A 21,088-nucleotide genomic window follows, 5' to 3' on the forward strand; every position below is an offset into this window, starting at 1 on the left:
CCGACAACAGCCGCCTGAGCGCAAGGCGCAGCTCATGGGCGTCTCCGAACCATTCATCCGCCGGCCAATCGCGACTTCGTTGCTCGGCATCGCTTTGCTGATCGGCGGACTGCTGGGCTATTTCGCCTTGCCGGTCTCGGCGCTGCCGCAGGTCGACTTTCCGACCGTGCAGGTGACGACGCAATTGCCCGGTGCAAGCCCCGACGTGATTGCCTCGTTGATCACCGCGCCGCTGGAGCGGCAGCTCGGGCAGATTCCGTCGCTGACGGCGATGAACTCGACCAGCTCGTTCGGCGTCAGCCAGATCTCGCTTCAGTTCGACCTCAACCGCGACATCGACGGCGCGACCCAGGACGTGCAGGCCGCCATCAATGCCGCGGCCGGCGTCCTGCCAAAGACGCTGCCCTATCCGCCGACCTATGCCAAGGTGAACCCGGCGGATGCGCCGGTGATGACGCTGGCGCTGCGCTCGGAGACGATCTCGCTGCGGGCGATGAGCGACATCGCAGATACCATTTTGGCGCAACGGCTGAGCCAGATCTCCGGGGTGGGGCGCGTCTCCGTGCTCGGCGGGCTGAAACCCGCCGTGCGCATCCAGGCGGATCTGGCGCGGCTCGCGGCCTACGGCATCGCCATGGAGGATCTGCGCACCGCGATCGCCAGCGCCAACGTCTCCGGGCCGAAGGGCTCGCTCGACGGCGCGCAGCAATCCTACCTCATCGCGGCCAACGACCAGATCGCCGCGGCCGAGGCCTACAAGCCGATCATTATCGCCTATCGCAACGGCTCGCCGGTTACGATCAGCGACGTCGCGCAGATCGTGGACGGCCTGGAAAACGACCGCACCGGCGGCTGGTACCAGGGCACGCCGGCCGTCATCATCGATATCCAGCGCCAGCCCGGCGCCAATGTGATCGACGTCGTCAGCCAGATCCGCGCCGAAATCCCGAAAGTTCAGCGCGCGATTCCTGCCGGCGTGAACCTCACCATCGTCTCTGATCGAACCGTCACCATTCGCGCCTCCGTCCACGACGTCCAGTTCACGCTGATCCTGAGCGTCGTGCTGGTGACGCTCGTGGTGCTGCTGTTCCTGCGCTCGCTGCGCGCCACGCTGATCGCGGGCGTGGCGCTGCCGCTGTCGCTGATCACCAGCTTCGGCATCATGTATTTCGCCGGCTTCAGCCTCGACAATCTGTCGCTGATGGCACTGACGATCGGCACCGGCTTCGTCGTCGACGACGCTATCGTCATGATCGAGAACATCGTCCGCCACATGGAGAACGGCGAGAGCGCGATGGAGGCCTCGCTGAAGGGGGCCAGCGAAATTGGCTTCACCGTGATCTCGCTGACGGTGTCGCTGATCGCCGTGTTCATCCCGCTGCTGTTCATGTCCGGCCTGGTCGGACGGATGTTTCGCGAATTCGCGCTGACGCTGACGATCGCGGTTGTGACCTCTGCGGTGGTCTCGCTAACGCTGACACCAATGATGTGCTCGCGCCTGCTCAGGCACGCCCACGCAGAGCTGGCGGTGCCGGGGCTCGCGGCCGTCAGCCGTTTCATCGACCGCACCGTCGAGTTCTATCACCGGACACTGCTCTGGGTGCTGGAGCGTCAGCGCGCCACGCTGGTCGTGACCTTCGCCACGCTGGCTGCGACCCTCGTGCTCTACGTCGTCGCGCCAAAAGGCTTCCTACCGCTCCAGGACACTGCCTCGATCACGGCGGTGACGGAGGCGGGGGCGGACGTGTCATTCGTGGAGATGCAGAAGCGGCAGGCCGAGGCCGCCGACGCCATCAAGGCCGATTCCGACGTCACCGGCGTGGTCTCGGTAATCGGCGCGGGCTCGGTCAACCCGACCACCAATGTCGGTCGCCTTGTCATGACGCTCAAACCGCGTGGCGAGCGGCGCGACGATGTCAGCGTGGTGATCGCCCGACTGAAGCAGAGGGTTGCGGGCATCCCCGGCATGACCGTCTATTTCCAGCCGGTGCAGGACGTGCAGATCTCCACCCAGTCCAGCCGTTCGCAATACCAGTACACGCTGACCGGCACCGACGCGACGCTGGTATCGGAATGGGCGCGCAAGCTGGTTGATGAGATGCGGCGCGATCCGCTATTCCGCGACGTCTCCTCGGAGGCCCAGGAGGGTGGCCTGCGGGCGCAGCTCGACGTCGACCGCACCCGCGCCGGCCAGCTCGGCGTCAGCCTCCAGGGCATCACGGATACGCTCAACGACGCGTTTGCGCAGCGCCAGATCTCGACCATCTACGGCCAGGCCAACCAGTACCGCGTGGTGCTGGAGGCGTTGCCGATGTATCAGCGCGATCCCTCGATCCTGTCCAAGCTCTATTTGCCGGGCGGCGCGAGCACTACCGTCGGCGCGCCGAACGCGCAGGTGCCGCTGTCGGCGGTCGCGACGCTGAAGCGCACGACGGCCCCGCTCGCGATCTCGCATCAGGCACAATTTCCCGCGATCTCGCTCAGCTTCAATCTCGCGCCCGGCGCGGCGCTCGGTGAAGCGGTCGAGGCGGTAAAGACGATCGAGACCCGCATCGGCATGCCCAACAGCATCGTCGGCGTCTATGCCGGCGACGCCGCTGAATTCGCCAAGGCGCTCGCGGGCCAGCCCTGGCTGCTGCTCGCCGCGGTGATCACGATCTACATCGTGCTCGGCGTGCTCTATGAGAGCTACATCCACCCGATCACGATCCTGTCGACGCTGCCCTCGGCCGGCGTCGGCGCGATCCTGGCGCTGATGCTGTGCGGACAGGACCTCTCCGTGATCGGATTGATCGGCATCATCCTCTTGATGGGCATCGTCAAGAAGAACGCGATCATGATGATCGACTTCGCGCTCGAGGCCGAGCGCGGGCAAGGCATGCCGGCGACCGAAGCGATCGTGCAGGCCTGCCTGTTGCGCTTCCGCCCCATCATGATGACGACGCTGGCCGCGCTGTTCGGCGCGCTGCCGCTCGCGATCGAAAGCGGCACCGGCGCCGAGCTGCGCTTTCCGCTCGGCATCTCCATCATTGGCGGCCTGCTGCTGAGCCAGCTGCTGACGCTCTACACCACGCCGGTAATCTACCTGGCGCTCGACCGCATCAACCGCCGCCTCGAGCGCGCGCTTCCGCCGGTCGAGCCGGGTGGACCGCCGGTGGCGGGGGCTACCGAGGGGATGCAGTGATGCCATCTATCTCGGAGCCCTTCATCCGCCGGCCGGTCGCGACCACGCTGCTGTCGATCGGGCTGTTCCTGCTGGGTGTCGTGGCCTACGAGTTCTTGCCCGTCGCCTCGGTGCCGAACGTCGACTTCCCCGCCATCTTCGTCTCGGCGAGCCGGCCCGGCGCCGACCCTTCAGTGATGGCGGCGACGGTGGCTTCGCCGCTGGAGCGGCGGCTCGGGGAAATCGCCGGCCTCAACCAGATCACCTCGACCAGTTCGCTGGGCACAACCAGCATTCAGCTCCAGTTCGACATCGGCCGCAACATCGATAAGGCCGCCCGCGACGTCCAGGCGGCCATCAACGCGTCGTTGGTCGACCTGCCGAGCGATCTGCCGACGCTGCCGCGCTTCCGCAAGGCCAATACCGCCGGCGCTCCCGTCTTCGTGCTGGCGCTGACTTCCAAGACCCTTGCCGCGAGCGCAATTTACGACGTCGCCGATACAGTCCTGGCGCAACGCATCTCGCAGGTCCCGGGCGTGGGCAATGTGACGATCAGCGGCGCGGACCAGCCGGCGGTGCGCGTCCAGCTCAATCCGGTTGCGCTGTCGAATGCTGGCATCGCGACGGACGACGTCCGTACTGCGATCGTCAACGCGAACCCGCTCGGTCCCGCCGGCATCTTCAACGGCGAGCGCCAGAGCGAGACCCTTTCGCTCAACCGGCAGATGCGTACGGCCAAAGAGTTCCGCGACATCGTTATCAAGAGCACGAAGGGCAATTTCGTGCGGCTGTCCGACGTCGCGGACATCGATGATTCCGTCCGCAACTCTCGCTCGATTGCCTGGTTCAACAAGCAGCCGGCGGTGCTGATTCAGATCACCAAGCAGGGCGATGCCAACGTCATCGATACCGTCGACCGGGTCAAGGCACTGATCCCGGAGTTGAAGCAATGGATCCCGGCCGGCGTCGAGGTCTCCACTCTGGTCGACCGCACAAGCACGATCCGCGCCAGCGTGCTGGACATGCAGTGGACCCTGCTGGCGACAGCTGTCCTGGTCATGGTTGTGGTGTTCGTCTTCCTGCGGCGCGTGACTCCGACGATTGCGGCCGGCATCTCGGTGCCGTTGGCGCTGGCCGGGACCTGCGCCGGCATGTGGGTCGCGGGCTTCTCCATCGACAATCTGTCACTGATGGCGCTGGCGATCTCGGTCGGCTTCGTGGTCGACGACGCCATCGTCATGATCGAGAACATGTTCCGCAATCTCGAGCATGGCATGCGGCCGATGCAGGCGGCGCTGGAGGGCGCCCGGCAGATCGGCTTCACCGTGGTCTCGATCAGCCTGTCGCTGGTCGCGGCCTTTACGCCGCTGATCTTCATGGACGGCATCGTCGGCCGCCTCTTGCGCGAGTTCTCGCTGACGCTGACCTTCGCGATCGTGGTCTCGACCCTGGTGTCGCTCACGGTCACGCCGATGATCTGCGCCCATTACATCCGGCAGACCACGTCCGGCACCGCGACGCTGTTCGACCGCATCATCGAGGGCTCGCTGTCACGCATCGTCGCGTTCTATGCCCGCAGCTTGCGCGCGGCGCTGGACTTTCCGCTGCTGACGCTGCTGGTGTTCTTCGCCACCATCGCCCTGACGGTGACGCTCTACATCAAGGTGCCCAAGGGCTATTTCCCGACGGACGATTCCGGCTTCGTCATCGGGGCGACGCGGGCCTCGGCCGACATCTCGTTCCAGTCGATGCTGGGCCTTCAGCAACGGCTCGCCGAAATCGTGATGCAGGATCCGGCCGTAGCCGGGATCGGCTCGACCGTCGGGAGCGGCGGAGGTCCGGGGCCGGCGACCTCCAATCGCGGCACCATGTTCATCAGCCTGAAGCCGCCGGAGGAGCGCGACCACGTCTCGACTCAAGTGGTGATCGACCGTCTCAGGCGCGCTTTGTACCCGGTGCCGGGCATCCGCCTGTTCATGTTCGCCGCCCAGGACGTGCGTGCTGGCGGGCGCCAGAGCGATTCCGACTACCAGTACACGCTCTCCAGCACCGATCTCGGCCTGTTGCAGCAATGGGCGCCGATCGTGGCCAAGCGCATGGAGAGCGTCGAGGGCATCACCGACATCTCCAGCGACCGCGACCCCGGCGGGCTGCAGCTGACGCTGAGCATCGACCGACAGAAGGCATCGGCGCTTGGCGTCCGCGTCCAGGACATCAACAACGCGCTGAACAATGCCTTCTCGCAGCGGCAGATATCGATCATCTACACCCAGCGCAACCAGTACATGATCGTGCTGGAGATCGACCCGAAATTCCAGGTCGATCCCTCCAACCTCGATCGCATCTATGTCGCTGGCGCGGGCGACGCACAGGTGCCTCTGTCAGCCGTGGTGCATGCGACGCGCGGGCTCGCCGCACTTGCGGTGTATCATTCGCAGTCGTTTCCCTCGACCACGGTGTCGTTCAACCTGTTGCCGGACGTGCCGCTTCAGGCTGCGACGCAAAGCATTCAGCGTGCGGTCGACGAATTGCATATGCCGGAAGGCATCCGCGGCAGCTTTGACGGCAACGCCGGCGATTTCGCCAAGACCAGCGGTCGCCAGCCACTGCTGATCCTCGGCGCGCTGGTGGCGATGTATATCGTGCTCGGGGTGCTCTATGAGAGCCTCGCCCATCCCCTGACCATCATCTCGACGCTGCCTTCGGCGGGGCTAGGCGCGCTACTCGCGCTCCAGCTCACCAACACGCCTTTGACGGTGATCGCCTTCGTCGGCATCATCCTCTTGATCGGCATCGTCAAGAAGAACGGCATCATGATGGTTGACTTCGCGCTCGACGCCGAGCGCCAGCGTGGTCTGTCTTCGGCCGAGGCGATCTTCGAAGCGTGCCAGGCGCGCTTTCGTCCCATCCTGATGACGACGATGGCGGCGCTGTTCGCCGGCATCCCGCTGGTCGTTGCGACCGGCCCCGGCACGGAGCTGCGGCGCCCGCTCGGGATCACCATCATCGGCGGCCTGTTCGTCTCGCAGATCCTCACGCTCTACACCACGCCGGTGATCTACCTCCTGATCGACCGCCTGCGGCGGCGCTCCGAGCCGCGCGTCGTCGGCGCGCCGGCGGAATAGGCGGGTTGTTGAAGCGCCGCGCGGAGCGTATAGCGGCGGTCATGTCGAACCCAGCAGAGACGGCGGCCGCAGCCGTTGAGCCGATTCCCGAGTGCCCCCACTGCCAGAAGCCGATGCCGCTGTGCATCTGCGACAGCGTCACGCCGATTGAGAACCGCCTGGGACTCCTGATCCTGCAGCATCCACAGGAGCAGGACAGGGCTCTCGGCACCGCGCGGCTGACGGCAAAACACTTCCCCAAGGCGATAGTTCGGGTCGGCCTGTCCTGGCCGAGCCTGTCCAAGGCGCTGGGGCAGCCGGTCGAGAATGCCGCGCGCTGGGCCGTGCTCTATCTGGGCTCGGCGCGCGCGGCCGATCTCGAGGCCGAAGGCGAGATCCTGGCACTCACCCGCAAGGGCGAGGTCGCGGAGAACCAGCGTGCCATCCTGGGCAAGCTCGAAGGCGTGGTGCTGCTCGATGGAACCTGGAGCCAGGCAAAGGCGCTGTGGTGGCGCAATCCCTGGATGCTGAAATGCCAGCGTGTGATCCTCAACCCGGCGCACCCGTCGCGCTACGGCCGCCTGCGCCGCGAGCCGCGCAAAGACGGGCTCTCGACCATCGAAGCCGCCGCGACGGTTCTGGCCGGCCTGGAGCGGCGCCCCGATATCGCCGACACGCTGCACGCCAGTTTTGAACGGCTGTTGACACGCTACCGCGAGGTCCAGGCCGAGATGCCGGAACTGGCGCCAAAACCGGCAACCAAGGACCGCCGCCGCGGTGTCCGACGCGGCAAACGGGCCTGACTCCAGGGCCACTCATACCGCGCAGCTTGATCGTTGGGGCGCACTCGCCCTGATGGATATTTCGCTGCGCTACCGGCGCACCGTGATCGGCCCGCTCTGGTGCTGGCCTCGGAAGACGTCGACCTCATCAAGAGCACCTGCAATCGCGCGATCCTGCTCGAAGAGGGCCGGATCGCCGCCGTCGGCACGGCCGAGAAGGTTGCCGCTATTGCGGAGGTACAGCGATAGCCGCTCGGGGTTGCCTAAACCATTGATCCGCTCTATTGATCCGCCCTCGTTGGGGCCACGTGGCGGAGTGGTTACGCGCCGGTCTGCAAAACCGTTTACTCGGGTTCGATTCCCGACGTGGCCTCCATCACAAGCTATTGATATAACAGCACAAATTCGATTCGGCAGTCTGCGCCAGACCTGCGGGCGGCCACTGCCGTCGCGCCCACCCCGGGTTTGCACGGGGCTTGCCGGCAACCCCCGATTCAGCTGCTTGGCACAGAGTTCGCATTGGCTGGGTGATGCATTCCCGACCAATCGAAAGCTGGAGAGCACGTGAGCGACGTCGTCCGATTTGTTCCGAAATCTGAGCTGGAGCGGGCTCGTCTCATTCGCGAGGCCCGTGCGATCTACGACAGCATCTTTCCCCCGGCCGATGCCAACCGGGCGCCGCAGGGCGGCGAGGAGAGCGCCAAGACTTGAACGCCAAGACTTGAACGCCAAGACTTGAACGCCAAGACTTGAACGCCAAGACTTGAACGCCAAGACTTGAACGCCAAGACTTGAACGCCAAGACTTGAACGCCAAGACTTGAACGCCAAGACTTGAGAGTACCAGACCCGATCAGGCCGCGCGCCGGGTCTCGATGCGTGGCTAGAGGCTAGAGGTTCGCGTCGGGCTCAGCAGGCCGCGTACCAGCCTTCGGGAAAGGGCAGGAGGGGCCAGGCGCCTTCGTTGTCGTTGGCGGCGTTGGGCGTTGCGTCGAAGCTCCACGATCGCGGCATGAACTCCTCCTCGGGTACGGACGCCAATTCTTCATGGATCATGGCGTCACGGACGGTATCCAGCAGCAAGTTGAATTCGGCTTCGCTCATCGCACCCTCCGGAACGCGGACGGCACAATGTCGCAAAGCCGGCTTGTTTCCGGATTGAGCCGATCGTTCGCATTTTAACGATCCGGCGATTGGGCCCCGATCGGTTAACGATTTCTGAAAAGTGCCGGGGAACCCTAGGTTCCCGCCGGCCTCCGCAAGCGTGAAAGAGATCACATTCTCCGCGGCATATTTCTCCTACCTCTGGCAGGCACCGGCTAAACGCGCGCCGGAGGTCGGCAGGCAGCGAGGAGACTTGGTCATGAAGGCAAGGTTCTTGCGGTGTGCGGGTGTCAGGAGCCGGGCGCGGCGCGCCTCGACGGTGGGGTTGTTTCTGACGCTGTTTGCGTCCGCCGCCAACGCACAGGGGACGCAGGAGCAACGCCGGGCCTGTACGCCAGACGTCTACAGGCTCTGCGCCGGCGAAATTCCCAACGTCCGGGCCATCACGGCGTGCCTGCGCCGCAAGCGGGCCAGTTTGAGCGAGGCTTGCCGCTCCGTGTTCGATCAGGCCGGCGGCTAGCCCTGTGGATTCGTGCGCAGCAAGTAGCTCCCGCGACCTTGAGAATTCGCCTCAGCCGCTCTGTGGATATGCTGCGGATAGGCTGTGGATGACGGTCGCCGCAGCGAGGTGGTCGCCAGGGTCCGTCTTCCAGGCGTCACATATCTGTCAAATCGGCACATCGAATGATTCTCGGATCTGGCATGTATCGAAACCATCTGATTTCGTCCAATTCGGAATTCTGGATGCTCCCCGCCTGCGAACCGATTTTGTGCAGCGGCCTGCCCCAGCTCACAGGCCGAATCCATCCAATACCGGGCGAGTTTGAGCGAGGCTTGCCGCTCCTTGTTCGATCAGGCCGGCGGATAACCCTGTGGGTTCGGGCGCAGCAAGTGGCTGGCGCGGCCTCGCGAATTCGCCGCACCGGTCTGTGGATATGCTGCGGACAGGCTGTGGACGACGGTAGTTCGCACGGAGGTGGTCGCCAGGATCCGTCTTCCTGACGTCACGTATCTGTCAAATCGGCAGATCGAATGATTCTCGGGTCGGACATATTACCGCGCATATCGAAACCATCTGATTTCGCCCAATTCGGAATTCTGGATCGCAGTGCTCCCCACCTGCGAACGGTTTTTGTGCAGCGGCCTGCCCAACTTACAGGCCGAGCCCATCCAATTTTTTGTACGCCCGCGGACAAGCTTTGTGGTCCTCCTTCCGACTAGGTTGGCTCTCGAGTTTTGGAACATGGCAGCCGCCATGACAATTCGAAGGAGCTGGACATGGAGAGATGGGTTTTGCCCCGGGCGCGGGGGACGGCGCGCGCATCGTTGCCATGGCGCAAGGTCGCGCTCGGCGCGGCCATCGCGCTCTGCGTCGTCGCCGCAGCACCACCCAGCGCGCAAGCCGCGGCGCCCGCGGCCTGCGCCGCGCTCCAGGACAAATATCCGGACTGGAAGGGCAAGACGCTGGTCAACGCCATCAACCCGCATACCCCGGGCTATGAGACGATCGACCCGAAAGATCCCAGCAAATATATCGGCTTCGACATCGATCTCGGCGAGGCCATCGGCGACTGCCTCGGCTTCAAGCTGACCTACAAGCCGGTGACGTTTGCGGCACTCCTCACCACGCTTGCCGCAGGACAAGCCGACATCGTCATCTCCGACATCTATGCCACCAAGGAACGCGCCAAGGCCGCCGACTTCATCACCTATTCGAAGGTGTTCGACGGCGTGCTGGTGGCCAAGGGCAATCCGAAGGGCATCAACGGCATCAATATGTCGATGTGCGGCGCGGCTGCCGCCGAAAACACCGGCTATGTCGAGGTGCCCCTGATCCAGGCCCTGATGCCGGAGTGCAAGAAGGCCGGCAAGCCTGAGCCGACCGTGCAGCTCTACGACAACAACGCTAACTGCATCCAGGCGATCCTCGCCGGCCGCGCCGACACCTATGTCAACGACGTCAACACCGTCGACAGCGCGGTGAAGGCCTATCCGGACAAGCTGGAGAAGGCGATCGCGGTGACGATCCCGTATTCGGTCGGTATCGCTGTTCCCAAGGACAAGCCGAAATTCCGCGACGCCGTGCTCGCCGCGCTGATCGAGGTGCAGAAGGCCGGCACGCACATGGCGCTGCTGAAGAAGTGGGAGCTCGATGTGAACAACTTCAAGGAACCGGACATCCTGACGGCTGACTGATGTCGCTGTTCCTCCACTACCTGAGCATGCCGTATCTGCTCGAGGGCATCGAGCTCACCCTTGAGGTGACCGCCCTCGGGCTTGGCGGCGGACTGATCCTCGGATTGATCCTCGCCGGCATGCAGCTGTCCCGCTTCTGGCTGCTGGCGGCGATCGCCCGGGCCTACACCGTGATCTTCCGCGGCACGCCGTTGATCCTGCAAATGGTGTTCGCCTATGACGCGCTGCCGCATATCGGCATCAAGCTGCCGGCGGTGCTGGCCGCGGGTCTCGCGCTTGCCTGCAACGAGGCGCCGTTCATCGCCGAGATGCTGCGTGCGGGCGTGCTCGGGGTCGATCGCGGGCAGGTGACGGCGGGACAGGCGCTCGGGATGACGCCACGGGTCCTGATGTGGCGGGTGATTGCGCCACAGGCGATCCGTACCATGATCCCCGCCTTCGGCAACGAAGCGGTCAGCGCGCTGAAGAACTCCTCACTCGCTTCCGTCGTCGCGGTCCAGGAATTGACGCTGCGTTCGACCCAGCTTGCGTCCTCGACCTTCGACTTCTTCTCGATCTTCTTCGCCTCGGGGCTGCTGTACCTCGTGCTGACCTTTGCCATCAGTGTCATCCAGCTGTTCGTTGAATGGCTGCTTGATCTCGACCGCGCCAAGGGCCGCGAGCGCAAGCTTGCTGATTATCTGCCGTGGCGCCGCGTCGATCTTGCCACGAAACTCGAGCTTGCCGCAGCCACGGCGCACGATCCCAGCCCTGTGCAGGCGGAGCTCGCTGAAGCGCCACCGCTGGCGTTGACCCGCGAAGAACGCACCCGGCGTGCCGCGACGATCGCGCGCAACAACGTCGCGGTCGAGACCAGGGACCTCGCCAAGAGCTACGGCGGGCAGAAAGTGCTCGGCGGCCTCGATCTGACCGTTCGCGTCGGCGAGGTGGTCGCGTTGCTCGGTCCCAGCGGCTCCGGCAAGAGCACGCTGCTCCGCTGCATCAATCATCTCGAAAGCTGGGATGCAGGCACCGTGCGCGTCGGCGGCCGCCGCCTTGGTTTCGATGACGACGGCAAGCTGCTGTCGCCGCGAGCGATCGCCAACGAACGGGCGACCGTGGGCGTCGGCATGGTGTTCCAGCAGTTCAACCTGTTCGCCCATCTCTCGGCCAAGGAGAACGTCGCCGGTCCCCTGCGCTGGGTCCACGGCATGACCCGGATCGATGCCGAGCGCCGAGCTGCCGAGCTGCTCGATCGGGTCGGACTGGCGCATCGCGCGGACGCGCTGCCGCGGCATCTCTCCGGCGGCCAGCAGCAGCGCGTCGCCATTGCCCGCGCGCTTGCACCGAATCCCAGCGTGCTGCTGCTGGACGAGCCGACCTCGGCGCTCGATCCCGAGCTGGTCAACGAGGTGCTGGAGGTGATCCGGCGCCTCGCCATCGACGACGGTCTCACCATGATCATCTCGACGCACCAGATCCGCTTTGCCGACGAAGTGGCCGACCGCGTCGCTTTCCTGAGCGGCGGTGCGATCATCGAAGAGGGGCCGGCGCACGAGGTGCTCACCAACCCCCGCAATCCGCTGACCGCCCGTTTCCTAAGCGTGATGGAAGCCGACAAGATTCCGGAGGCGGTGCGATGAGCCTGCCGTCCGGTGTCGCAAGGCGGATGACCGCGTTCCCCGAACAGACCAGGTCAAAGCAGACCAAGTCAAAACAGAGCAAGTCAAAAGAGATCGTCTCATGAAGCATGTCACGTTGCCGGTATCGCCGAAAACCGTCCACTGGGGCTATTTCTCGAAGAAGGTCAGCCCGGCCCTGACGCTGCGCTCCGGCGATCGCGCCACCATCGAGACGCTGACCCATCACGCCAACGACGATTACGAGCGCATGATCGCGGGCGATGCCGGCGCCGAGAGCGTGTTCCAGTGGACGCGCGAGCACAAGGCAGTGGCGCGCCGCGGCTCAGGCCCGGTCGAAGGACCCTTCATCCGCGGCGCAGGCGAGGGGATCGGCGTGCATCTTCTGACGGGACCGGTCGCGATCGAAGGCGCCGAGCCCGGCGACATCCTGGAAGTCCGCATCCTCGACGTCCGGCCGCGGCCGAGTTGCAGCGCCTGCCATGCCGGCCGCTGCTTCGGCTCCAACGTCGCCGCGAACTGGGGCTTTCACTATCACGATCTGATCGAGGAGCCGAAGCCGCGCGAAGTCATCACCATCTTCGAGCTCGACACCTCCGGCGAGCCCTACGCGAAGGCGGTCTACAACTACGTCTGGGCGCCGCAGACCGATCCCGACGGAATCGTGCATCGGACCATCGATTATCCCGGCGTCCGCGTCGACCACGCCACCATCAAGAAGCGCGAGAACATCCTCGCCAGGGTGAAGGTGCCCGCACGATTGCACTTCGGCACCATGGGGTTGGCGCCATCGGAAGCCGACTTCGTCAGCTCGATCCCGCCAAGCTATACCGGCGGCAACATCGACGACTGGCGCATCGGCAAGGGCGCGCGAATGTTCTATCCGGTCGCAGTCCCCGGCGCCTATTTCTCGGTTGGCGATCCCCATGCCGCGCAAGGCGACAGCGAGCTCGGCGGTACCGCGATCGAGACCTCGCTCACCGGCGACTTCGAATTCATCCTGCACAAGAACGCCGACCTCGCCGGCACCAGCCTCGAAGGTCTCGACCATCCGATGCTGGAGAGCGATCAGGCCTGGTCGTTCTACGGCTTCACTTATCCGAACTATCTCGCCGCGCTCGGCGCCGACGCGCAAACCGAGATTGCCAACCATTCCAGCCTCGATCGTGCGATGCGCGATGCATTCCGCAAGCTCCGGCGCTTCCTGATGACTGTGCATCACCTGAGCGAGGACGAAGCGATCTCACTGCTGTCGGTCGGCGCCGATTTTGGCGTGACCCAGGTGGTCGATGCCAATTGGGGCGTCCATGGCACTATCCGCAAGAACATCTTCCGGTGCGACTAATTCTCCGCCTCGTCATTCCGGGGCGCGCGCAAGCGCGAACCCGGAATCCATCGGGCGCAGAGACGGTGGTGAAATGGATTCCGGGTTCGACGCTTTGCGTCGCCCCGGAATGACGAGCAGTGCGTCAATTCGAACCCATCATGCTCCAACACGTTGAAGGACAGTCCGTTTTCGAGATGAACACGTGAAAAGCGGAGACCATTTACGGCCTGTCGCTGCGACGGATGACCGCGTGCGTCTGGCACAGAGGTTGCTTCGATCGACTGCAATCTGGGTCGATCCAATGAGCTTCCGTCCCTTCACGAGCGAATCCTACGCGCAAGACGACCGCCCCGAAGCCTGGCGGGACGTGCTGGCCGCCGTCGGCCTGCAACCCGCTACCGGCCATTCCTTCTTCGACGGGCACGCCACGGCGTCGCATCGCCGAGCCGCGGGCGTCGCGCTGACGCGTATGGCCGCGGGCGCGCAGAGCATCGGTCCATTTGCGCAATCGCACGAAGACCTTCTGATCGCGCTGATGCCGGTCGAGGACGGCATGGTGCTGAAAAGCGCCGGCGGTCATCGCATCGTCCCGGTCGGCCATCTCGTGCTGCTGCCGCGTAGCGGGGATTGGAGCATCGTGTTCCAGCGCGACATGCGCGCGATCGTGCTGTCGGTGACCTCGGAGGCGCTGCATGGGCGCCTCTCGGGCAAGCCGCGGCTCGGCGAGCCCCGGGTCGTTCCGCCCAGTGGCTTCGCCGATGTGTTCGCGCGCCTCCTCGATGTCACCGCACGCACGCTCGACACCCTGAGCGATGCCGAATGGAATGCGGTCGCGCAAAGCCTCGTCGATCTGCTTTTGACGCTCGCGCATCAATTGGCGGCCTCAACGTCCGATGCCGGATCGAGCGCAACACAGGCTGCACTGCTGCACCGGATCTGCCAGACCATCGAACGCCGGCTCGACGATCCCGAACTGGTGCCGGCGCGCGTCGCGCAGGCTGAGGGGATTTCCGAGCGCTATTTGCAAAAGCTGTTCGAGACGGTCGGCGATAATTTCACCCACTATGTCCGCGAACGCCGGCTGCAGCGCGCCTGGGCCGATTTGTCCAATCCGTCCGAGGCGCATCGCTCGATCTCGGAGATCGCCTATGCCTATGGCTTTGGTGATTCCGCGCATTTCAGCCGCGCCTTCCGCCACCGCTTCGGCCTGCCGCCGCGCGAGTTCCGCCAGCAGGAGGCGGAACGAGCGACCTTGCAGCAAATCACCGGTCAGCGTGGTTGGCCGCAGGAGGCGCTAGCGCAACTCCGCGCGCATCAGGCGGGTGCGGAGGTGCGCAGCAACATCTGCCGCGCTGATTCCGATGAGCCGAGAACGGCTGGACGCCAGCACCATCATCTTCCGACCGAGACCAGCCGCATCCATTGGGGCTATTTCAGCCGCTCGCTCTCGCCGCAGCTCGAAATCGCCTCGGGCGATACCATCACCATCGAGACGCTGACCCAGCACGCCTCCGACGATCCCGAGTTGATGATCGCGGGCGATGCTGCGGCCGAAAGCGTGTTCGGCTGGACAGCCGACAGGAAGAACGTGGATCGCCGCGGCGCCGGCCCGATGGACGCCAGCGTGTTCGGCCGCGGCGCCGGCGAGGGATTTGGCGTCCACATCTGCACGGGACCTGTGGCAGTGAAGGACGCCCAGCCCGGCGACGTGCTGGAGGTGCGCATCCTCGATATCGTGCCGCGTGCGAGCCGCCATCCGAAACATGCAGGTCGCGTATTCGGCTCCTCGGTCGCGGCCTGGTGGGGCTATCACTACGACGAATTCCTTTCAGGGCCGAAGCCCCGCGAGGCCGTGACGATCTACGAGATCTTCGACGATACCGACGCGCCGCATGCCCGCGCGCTCTATTCCTACCGCTGGGAGCCGCAGACGGATCCCTTCGGCGTCGTGCACGCCATTTACGACTATCCCGGCGTTCCCGTCGTATCAGGCACGGTGAAGCGCCGCCATGACGTGCTCGACGGCATCCGCATTCCCCTGCGTCCGCATTTCGGCGTGATCGCGGTGGCGCCGCGTGAGGTCGATTTCATCGACTCGGTGCCGCCGTCCTATTTCGGCGGCAATCTCGACAATTGGCGGCTGGGGAAGGGGGCGGCCGTCTATCTTCCGGTGTCTGTTCCCGGTGCGCTCTTGTCGGTCGGCGATCCCCACGCCGCGCAGGGCGATGGTGAATTGAGCGGCACCGCGATCGAATGCTCGATGACCGGCACCTTCGAGGTGATCCTGCACAAGAAGGCCGACCTCGCCGGCCGCCCCTTCGCCGATCTCAGCTATCCCTTGATTGAGACCGCGACCGAATGGGTGCTGACCGGATTCAGCCATCCCAACTATCTCGCCGAGTTCGGCGCGCAAGGCCAGAGCGAGGTCTACGCCAAATCCTCGCTGGACCTCGCCATGAAGGACGCGTTCCGGAAGATGCGGCGTTTCCTGATGAACGTGAAGGGCCTGAGCGAGGATGAGGCGATCGCGTTGATGTCGGCGGCGGTCGATTTCGGGGTGACCCAGGTGGTCGACGGTAATTGGGGCGTGCACGCGATCATCAGCAAGCGCATCTTCCAGGACGCCCCTTGAAAAGCGCGCCTTAGAACCAAGGATAACCAACGTGAAATTCCACATGATCAGCGGCGGACCGAAGCCGGTCGCGCCCTTCAGCCACGCCGTCGAGACCGGCGGTTTTGTTTTCGTCACCGGCCAGATGCCGGATACGCCGCAAACGCCGGGCGTGCTGCCCGACGGTATCGTCGCCCAGACGCGTGCGGTGATGGAGAACCTGAAGGTGGTGCTCGCCGGTCTTGATCTCGGCCTCGAGCACGTCGTGATGGCGCGCATCTATCTGACGCGCTTCAAGGAGGACTACGCCGCGATGAACGAGACCTACCGCGCGTTCTTCGCACCGGGCCGGCTGCCGGCCCGGACCTGCGTCGGCGTCACCGGGCTTGCTTATGACGCGCTGATCGAGATTGACCTGGTCTGCCGGCGGCCGTGAGGCGGGCTCCAATCCGTTGTGCTGCCCGTCGGACAAAACACCCAAACTGCGGGTCAATCCGCCTGAGCAAAAACATTCCGCTTTACCGAAATTCGGCTTTGGCGTATTTGTGCTGCACCTCATCCCCAGTCAGAGGGGCGTATCGCGATCGTCACGAAACGCGGGGTGAGCCGTGGTGGACGCTGGCAGCACTGGCGCGATAGGCATCGCAGGGCGGGAGACCGTGAGCGATCGCGTCGCGCGCACGACCGGTGCGGTCAGCGTACGGTAAAACCGTGTCGTCCTGGCGCCCGGGGTCTGTGCGTCAAGTCTTGCGGTGACGCGTGCTGCCCGACCGGGTAAACGCATCAGCTATCTGCAAGGCGACGGGGGCAATAGTGCATCGCTCCCCGGGGAGAGCTCGGCATAAGCCGTAAAACCACTGCGCAGGGAAGGCCGGTTGTTTTGGCTTCACCTGTATGCCGCTGTGCAATTTTTTTGTAGCGCGTATTCGCACAGTGGACCGCGGGTGCCAGCCGGCACCCGGTCTTCCCTGCGCCCTGACAAGAGGGAGCCGTGATCAAGCAAAGCTCGGGCGAAGCAAGCCGCGAGGATGTAGAATTATGTCCACGACTGAGGATCACGTTGGTAGAGAGCGGCAGTGCCCCACGCTCCGTCGTTGCGAGCGCAGCGAAACAATCCAGAAACCCTCCGCGGAAAGATGACGAATTCGTCCTTTGCAAGCGCAAGCGGCTTTGTTATACGCAGCCGCGCGCGAACGTCGGTTCGCCCTTTTCCTCGGTAGCTCAGCGGTAGAGCATCCGACTGTTAATCGGATGGTCGCTGGTTCGAATCCAGCCCGGGGAGCCAAATTCTACCGTTATTTCAATGGGTTGCTGCCGCATGCTGATGCGATGCGCGATGCTGCTGCAGCACTGTCTGAATTGTGCATCGTGCCGAATTGGCTATGGAATCGCGCATCAAACAGATGTGTGTGGCGGCGCCGTCGCGCCATGAGGCCGGCGCCAAATCGACTCAATTCAGATCGAGCGTTGCAGTGCCGGACCCAACGGAGCTGATTCCGCATGCGAGACATCCAGGTCGACCACTTCCAGCTTGCCCCCTCGATCCTGCCGTCCGGCATTCCTGAGCTCAGTGACGATGAATGCGTCGCGCGCCTTGCGCGTGCCGTCGAGACACCGGATTCGACACGGCTGGACGAGGTCGCCGCCCTGATCGGCCGCCTCGCAGTCGCGATCGAATAGGCGTTCCGGCCGCTCATGCCGTGAGCCGCGCCGACCTCGTCTTGCGGGGCAACGGACGTGTTGCGTTTTCGTGGAGCCTGTTCCAAAGATGCCGCCAAATTTCGTCCGCGGCATCGTCCGCATTGCAGGGTCCGCAAATGTCCGGTTTCTCGACCGCGCGCCTAAAAATGGTCGATGGCCAGGTGCGCACTAGTGACGTCACCGATCGCCGCATTCTTGATGCCATGATCGCAGTTCCCCGCGAGGCCTTCGTGCCCGCCGGCCGACAAGCCCTGGCCTATCTCGATCTCGACCTCGACGTGAGCGAAGGCGCCGCCAAGCGGTTCCTGATCAAGCCGGCGCTGACCGGCAAGCTGCTCCAGGCCGCCGAGATCGGCGAGGGCGACAACGTGCTGGTCGTCGGCTGCGCCACTGGCTACCTCGCCGCGCTGACCGGCAAGCTCGCGCGCCAGGTCACTGCCACCGAATGCGATTCGGCCCTTGCCGCGAAGGCCAAGGATGCCGTTGCCGCCCTCGGGCTTGCCAACGTGACCTGCAAGGCTGCTGCCTGCGCCGACGGGGATGCGGCTGCTGCTCCCTATGACGTGATCGTCCTCAATGGCGCCACCGAAGTGACGCCGGAAGGGCTGTTCGGTCAGCTCAAGGAGGGAGGGCGTCTGGTGGGAGTCTCGGCCGAATCCAAGCCGCCACGGGCCGTGATTGTCACCCGTTCCCACGGCGAATTCGGCTATCGGGCGCTGTTCGATGCCGCAGCCCCGGTCCTTCCCGGGCTGGAACGGGCTGCCTCCTTCGTCTTCTGAAGGCCCAAAAGACCGTTTCGGCCCCGTAAAATCCCGTTCTGAATCAGAAGTGTGGCCGGGATGCTGCACGTGAAGAGTTTCCACTGAGAACCACCCTCAGGTGGTTCCGTCGCGCTTGACCCCGTCCTATGTTGCTACGGGGCAACGACTCCACTCGGATACGTAACCAGGCTCGCGGGCACGAGCTTGGCGTTAGAATGAACGGAATTTCACGGATGCATGGGGTGAAGCTCTTCACCGGAGCTGCGGTTTCGGTCCTGCTGATGGCGTTGGCTGCGCCGACGCCTGCCTTGGCGGACACGATCGAGGGCGCGTTGGTGCGCGCCTATCAGAACAATCCGCAGCTCAACGCGCAGCGCGCCCAGGTGCGCTCGACCGACGAAAACGTGCCGCAGGCCTTGTCGGGCTACCGGCCCAAAGTTTCGCTGACGGCGAGTGGCGGCTATCAATACCAGGATCAGCAGAGCTCGGTGGGGGGTGCCCCGTTCCACGGGCCCACGGCGCCCCGCAGCGTCGGCGTGACCGCCTCGCAGACGCTCTATAACGGCAACATCACCGGCAACCGGACGCGCGCTGCGGAGAGCCAGGTTTCCGGTGCCCGCGAAGCGCTGCGCAGCCTCGATCAGAGCGTGCTGCTCCAGGCTGCCACGACCTACATGGACTATCTTCGCGATGCTGCGACGCTCGAAGTCCAGCGCAGCAACGTGCGCGTGCTCGAGCAGACGCTGAAGCAAACGCGCGATCGCTTCAACGTCGGCGAAGTGACGCGGACCGACGTCGCGCAATCGGAAGCGCAGCTGGCTGCCGGCAGGACGCAGGCGCTCACCGCCGAAGCGAATCTCAACACGACGCGCGCGAACTTCCGCCGCGTCATCGGCAACGAGCCGGTGAACCTCGCGCCGGGCTCGCCGGTCGACCGGTACCTGCCTCCGACGCTCGCCGCGGCCGTCGAGCTCGGCCTGATCGAGAATCCCAACGTCACGGCCGCAATGTTTGGCATCGACGTCAATTATTTGCAGGTCAAGGTCGCCGAAGGTGCGCTGTTGCCGACGGTCACGCTGCAGCTTAACGCCACGCGTGCCGACGAGCAGTCCCTGATTCAATTCAGGTCAAACAGCGCATCCGCTATCGCGCAGGCCAATTGGCAGCTCTATGACGGCGGCAATCAATATTCGCTGATCCGCCAGTCTAAGGAAAACCTGGCGCAGCAGCGTCTCAATCTCGAAACGACTCGCGATCAGGCTCGTGCGACCGTCGTGCAGTGGTGGGGCTCGTTGCAGGCCGGCAAGGCGCAGGTGCAATCCGCGCAGGCGCAGGTGACGGCGTCCGAGATCGCGCTGAACGGCGTGCGCGAAGAAGCCAAGGCCGGTCAGCGCACCACCCTCGACGTGCTCAACGCGCAGCAGGCGCTGGTCAATGCGCGAGTCGCATTGGTTACCGCGCAGCATGACCGGGTCGTTGCATCTTATAACGTTCTGTCCGCCGTCGGCCGTCTGTCGCCGCAGGTGCTCGGCCTTGGGACCTCGGTTTACGATCCCAGCGTGCACTACCATCAGGTCCGCGACAGCTGGGCCGGCGTGCGCACGCCCGACGGACGCTGATTGCCGCAATCAGGTCGGCCTCGCGAATAGCCGAGGCCGACCGGCGGTTTGCTTGCAATCGTCAAATTCCCTGACATAGCCTTGCCAAGAAGTTGCGGGTCGATTCGCCCGTGCCCGGCGTCGTTTGCGCAAAGGTCGGGTGCCGGGGATAGGGCGCACGGCCGTACGTTGCGCCGTGATCTGGGGACAAGTCTGGCTGTCACGATGAAAATGTCGGGCCGCCGGTCCGGAACCGGCCAATCCTGGCGCGCTTGGTGTAAAATAACGCATGCGAGGGCGTTGAGGATGTGGAGTCGGAGATGACGCAGCCTGCAAAGGTCACAGAACCCTCGATGGAGGAGATTCTGGCCTCGATCCGGCGCATCATTGCCGACGACGAGGCCAAGCCACCGCCGGCCGAGGCCGCGAAGCCTGCGCCTGCGCCCGCAGCGCCTGCACCAAAGCCGCAGGCGATGAACGACATTCCGCCATCGAAGGTCGCGCCCGCGAAGCCGGCTGCCGAGAAACCCGCGCCGCCGCCCGCCGCTAAGCCGGCGCCGCCTCCGCCGCCTGCGGCGGCCGAATCCAACAACCAGGACGATATCGACGCGCTGCTGGCCGGGCTCGATAGTGCGACCGCCGCACCCGAGATGCGCGCGCCCGAAGCGGAGCCCGAGCCCGAAGCTGACGTTCTCGAACTGACTGACGAGATGGCGGTCGAGGTTCCCGAGCCGACACCGGCTCCGCCGCCGAGCTTTCGCAGGGTCGAGCCGCGCGATGATCTCGAATTCGCCGAATCGGCGCCGCCATCTCGTCCTGCGCCGCCGCCGTCGTATGCGCCGGTGGACTTCGACGCGCCATCGCTGCCGCCGCAGCAGCCGATCCTGGCGCAAACGACGGTCTCGGCTGTGGAATCGGCCTTCAACTCCCTGGCCCACACGGTGCTCAGCAGCAATGCGCGGACGCTGGAGGACCTGGTCAAGGAGATGCTGCGCCCGATGCTGAAGTCCTGGCTCGACGACAACCTGCCGGGGCTCGTTGAACGCATTGTGAAGGCGGAAATCGAGCGGGTCTCGCGCGGCGGCCGTTGACCTTTTCGTTTGACTTGGCCCCCGCGCGCGGC

At 64.7% G+C, this 21,088-nt stretch carries 16 protein-coding genes and 2 tRNA genes; 17 read left to right on the top strand and 1 reads right to left on the bottom strand.

From position 1 onward, the window contains the following. Positions 1-34: 34 nt before the first annotated feature. The 6 genes from FXV83_RS06815 (at position 35) to FXV83_RS42490 (ending at position 7,760) form a co-directional block, all read left to right on the top strand. Positions 35-3,184, top strand: coding sequence for an efflux RND transporter permease subunit (locus FXV83_RS06815; protein WP_148738434.1), 3,150 nt, complete (start codon positions 35-37; stop codon positions 3,182-3,184). Next, complete coding sequence (locus tag FXV83_RS06820; RefSeq protein WP_148738435.1) at positions 3,184-6,288, top strand: efflux RND transporter permease subunit; 3,105 nt, start codon at positions 3,184-3,186, stop codon at positions 6,286-6,288. Before FXV83_RS06815 ends, FXV83_RS06820 begins: the two co-directional genes overlap by 1 nt. A 41-nt stretch (positions 6,289-6,329) precedes the next feature. Continuing rightward, positions 6,330-7,070: a tRNA-uridine aminocarboxypropyltransferase gene (locus FXV83_RS06825; RefSeq protein WP_148738436.1), complete on the top strand. Its 741-nt coding sequence runs from the start codon at positions 6,330-6,332 to the stop codon at positions 7,068-7,070. A gap of 33 nt (positions 7,071-7,103) precedes the next feature. Beyond that, positions 7,104-7,298 (top strand): hypothetical protein, encoded by a 195-nt coding sequence (locus tag FXV83_RS06835; protein WP_210250725.1) that lies wholly within the window; start codon positions 7,104-7,106, stop codon positions 7,296-7,298. A 53-nt stretch (positions 7,299-7,351) separates the two neighbouring features. After that, positions 7,352-7,425 (top strand) — tRNA-Cys (locus tag FXV83_RS06840). 188 nt (positions 7,426-7,613) lie between these two features. Continuing rightward, complete coding sequence (locus tag FXV83_RS42490; RefSeq protein WP_187435715.1) at positions 7,614-7,760, top strand: hypothetical protein; 147 nt, start codon at positions 7,614-7,616, stop codon at positions 7,758-7,760. A gap of 197 nt (positions 7,761-7,957) precedes the next feature. Here FXV83_RS42490 and FXV83_RS42495 read toward each other — a convergent pair whose 3' ends face one another. After that, positions 7,958-8,152 (bottom strand): hypothetical protein, encoded by a 195-nt coding sequence (locus FXV83_RS42495; RefSeq protein ID WP_187435716.1) that lies wholly within the window; start codon positions 8,150-8,152, stop codon positions 7,958-7,960. A 259-nt stretch (positions 8,153-8,411) separates the two neighbouring features. Here FXV83_RS42495 and FXV83_RS06860 point away from each other — a divergent pair, with 259 nt between their 5' ends. From FXV83_RS06860 to FXV83_RS06915, 11 genes are all read left to right on the top strand, one after another. Further along, positions 8,412-8,672, top strand: coding sequence for a hypothetical protein (locus tag FXV83_RS06860; protein ID WP_148738439.1), 261 nt, complete (start codon positions 8,412-8,414; stop codon positions 8,670-8,672). A gap of 758 nt (positions 8,673-9,430) precedes the next feature. Further along, complete coding sequence (locus tag FXV83_RS06865) at positions 9,431-10,348, top strand: ABC transporter substrate-binding protein (protein WP_148738440.1); 918 nt, start codon at positions 9,431-9,433, stop codon at positions 10,346-10,348. After that, a complete protein-coding gene (locus tag FXV83_RS06870; RefSeq protein WP_148738441.1) occupies positions 10,348-11,970 on the top strand; it encodes an amino acid ABC transporter permease/ATP-binding protein in 1,623 nt (540 codons plus the stop codon). The genes FXV83_RS06865 and FXV83_RS06870 overlap by 1 nt, the downstream gene beginning before the upstream one ends. A 100-nt stretch (positions 11,971-12,070) precedes the next feature. Continuing rightward, a complete protein-coding gene (locus FXV83_RS06875; protein WP_148738442.1) occupies positions 12,071-13,312 on the top strand; it encodes an acetamidase/formamidase family protein in 1,242 nt (413 codons plus the stop codon). Positions 13,313-13,595: 283 nt separating this feature from the next. Further along, a complete protein-coding gene (locus tag FXV83_RS06880) occupies positions 13,596-15,926 on the top strand; it encodes an acetamidase/formamidase family protein (protein WP_187435717.1) in 2,331 nt (776 codons plus the stop codon). Positions 15,927-15,957: 31 nt separating this feature from the next. Continuing rightward, positions 15,958-16,341 (top strand): RidA family protein, encoded by a 384-nt coding sequence (locus tag FXV83_RS06885; RefSeq protein WP_148738444.1) that lies wholly within the window; start codon positions 15,958-15,960, stop codon positions 16,339-16,341. 774 nt (positions 16,342-17,115) lie between these two features. Continuing rightward, positions 17,116-17,190, top strand: a tRNA-Asn gene (locus tag FXV83_RS06895). A 215-nt stretch (positions 17,191-17,405) separates the two neighbouring features. Next, positions 17,406-17,585: a hypothetical protein gene (locus tag FXV83_RS06900; protein ID WP_148738445.1), complete on the top strand. Its 180-nt coding sequence runs from the start codon at positions 17,406-17,408 to the stop codon at positions 17,583-17,585. A 137-nt stretch (positions 17,586-17,722) separates the two neighbouring features. After that, positions 17,723-18,385: a protein-L-isoaspartate O-methyltransferase family protein gene (locus FXV83_RS06905; RefSeq protein ID WP_187435718.1), complete on the top strand. Its 663-nt coding sequence runs from the start codon at positions 17,723-17,725 to the stop codon at positions 18,383-18,385. A gap of 215 nt (positions 18,386-18,600) precedes the next feature. Continuing rightward, complete coding sequence (locus FXV83_RS06910) at positions 18,601-19,986, top strand: TolC family outer membrane protein (protein ID WP_148738506.1); 1,386 nt, start codon at positions 18,601-18,603, stop codon at positions 19,984-19,986. A 299-nt stretch (positions 19,987-20,285) separates the two neighbouring features. Further along, positions 20,286-21,056: a PopZ family protein gene (locus tag FXV83_RS06915; RefSeq protein WP_187435719.1), complete on the top strand. Its 771-nt coding sequence runs from the start codon at positions 20,286-20,288 to the stop codon at positions 21,054-21,056. Positions 21,057-21,088: the final 32 nt, after the last annotated feature.

Origin of the sequence: Bradyrhizobium hipponense (genome assembly GCF_008123965.1) — a bacterium.
Classification (GTDB): Bacteria; Pseudomonadota; Alphaproteobacteria; order Rhizobiales; family Xanthobacteraceae; genus Bradyrhizobium; species Bradyrhizobium hipponense.

Coding starts and splice junctions, on each gene's coding strand:
- FXV83_RS06815 (WP_148738434.1), top strand. CDS start 35: ATGGGCGTCTCCGAACCATTCATCCGCCGGCCAATCGCGACTTCGTTG.
- FXV83_RS06820 (WP_148738435.1), top strand. CDS start 3,184: ATGCCATCTATCTCGGAGCCCTTCATCCGCCGGCCGGTCGCGACCACG.
- FXV83_RS06825 (WP_148738436.1), top strand. CDS start 6,330: ATGTCGAACCCAGCAGAGACGGCGGCCGCAGCCGTTGAGCCGATTCCC.
- FXV83_RS42495 (WP_187435716.1), bottom strand. CDS start 8,152: ATGAGCGAAGCCGAATTCAACTTGCTGCTGGATACCGTCCGTGACGCC.
- FXV83_RS06860 (WP_148738439.1), top strand. CDS start 8,412: ATGAAGGCAAGGTTCTTGCGGTGTGCGGGTGTCAGGAGCCGGGCGCGG.
- FXV83_RS06865 (WP_148738440.1), top strand. CDS start 9,431: ATGGAGAGATGGGTTTTGCCCCGGGCGCGGGGGACGGCGCGCGCATCG.
- FXV83_RS06870 (WP_148738441.1), top strand. CDS start 10,348: ATGTCGCTGTTCCTCCACTACCTGAGCATGCCGTATCTGCTCGAGGGC.
- FXV83_RS06875 (WP_148738442.1), top strand. CDS start 12,071: ATGAAGCATGTCACGTTGCCGGTATCGCCGAAAACCGTCCACTGGGGC.
- FXV83_RS06880 (WP_187435717.1), top strand. CDS start 13,596: ATGAGCTTCCGTCCCTTCACGAGCGAATCCTACGCGCAAGACGACCGC.
- FXV83_RS06900 (WP_148738445.1), top strand. CDS start 17,406: ATGCGAGACATCCAGGTCGACCACTTCCAGCTTGCCCCCTCGATCCTG.
- FXV83_RS06905 (WP_187435718.1), top strand. CDS start 17,723: ATGTCCGGTTTCTCGACCGCGCGCCTAAAAATGGTCGATGGCCAGGTG.
- FXV83_RS06910 (WP_148738506.1), top strand. CDS start 18,601: ATGCATGGGGTGAAGCTCTTCACCGGAGCTGCGGTTTCGGTCCTGCTG.
- FXV83_RS06915 (WP_187435719.1), top strand. CDS start 20,286: ATGACGCAGCCTGCAAAGGTCACAGAACCCTCGATGGAGGAGATTCTG.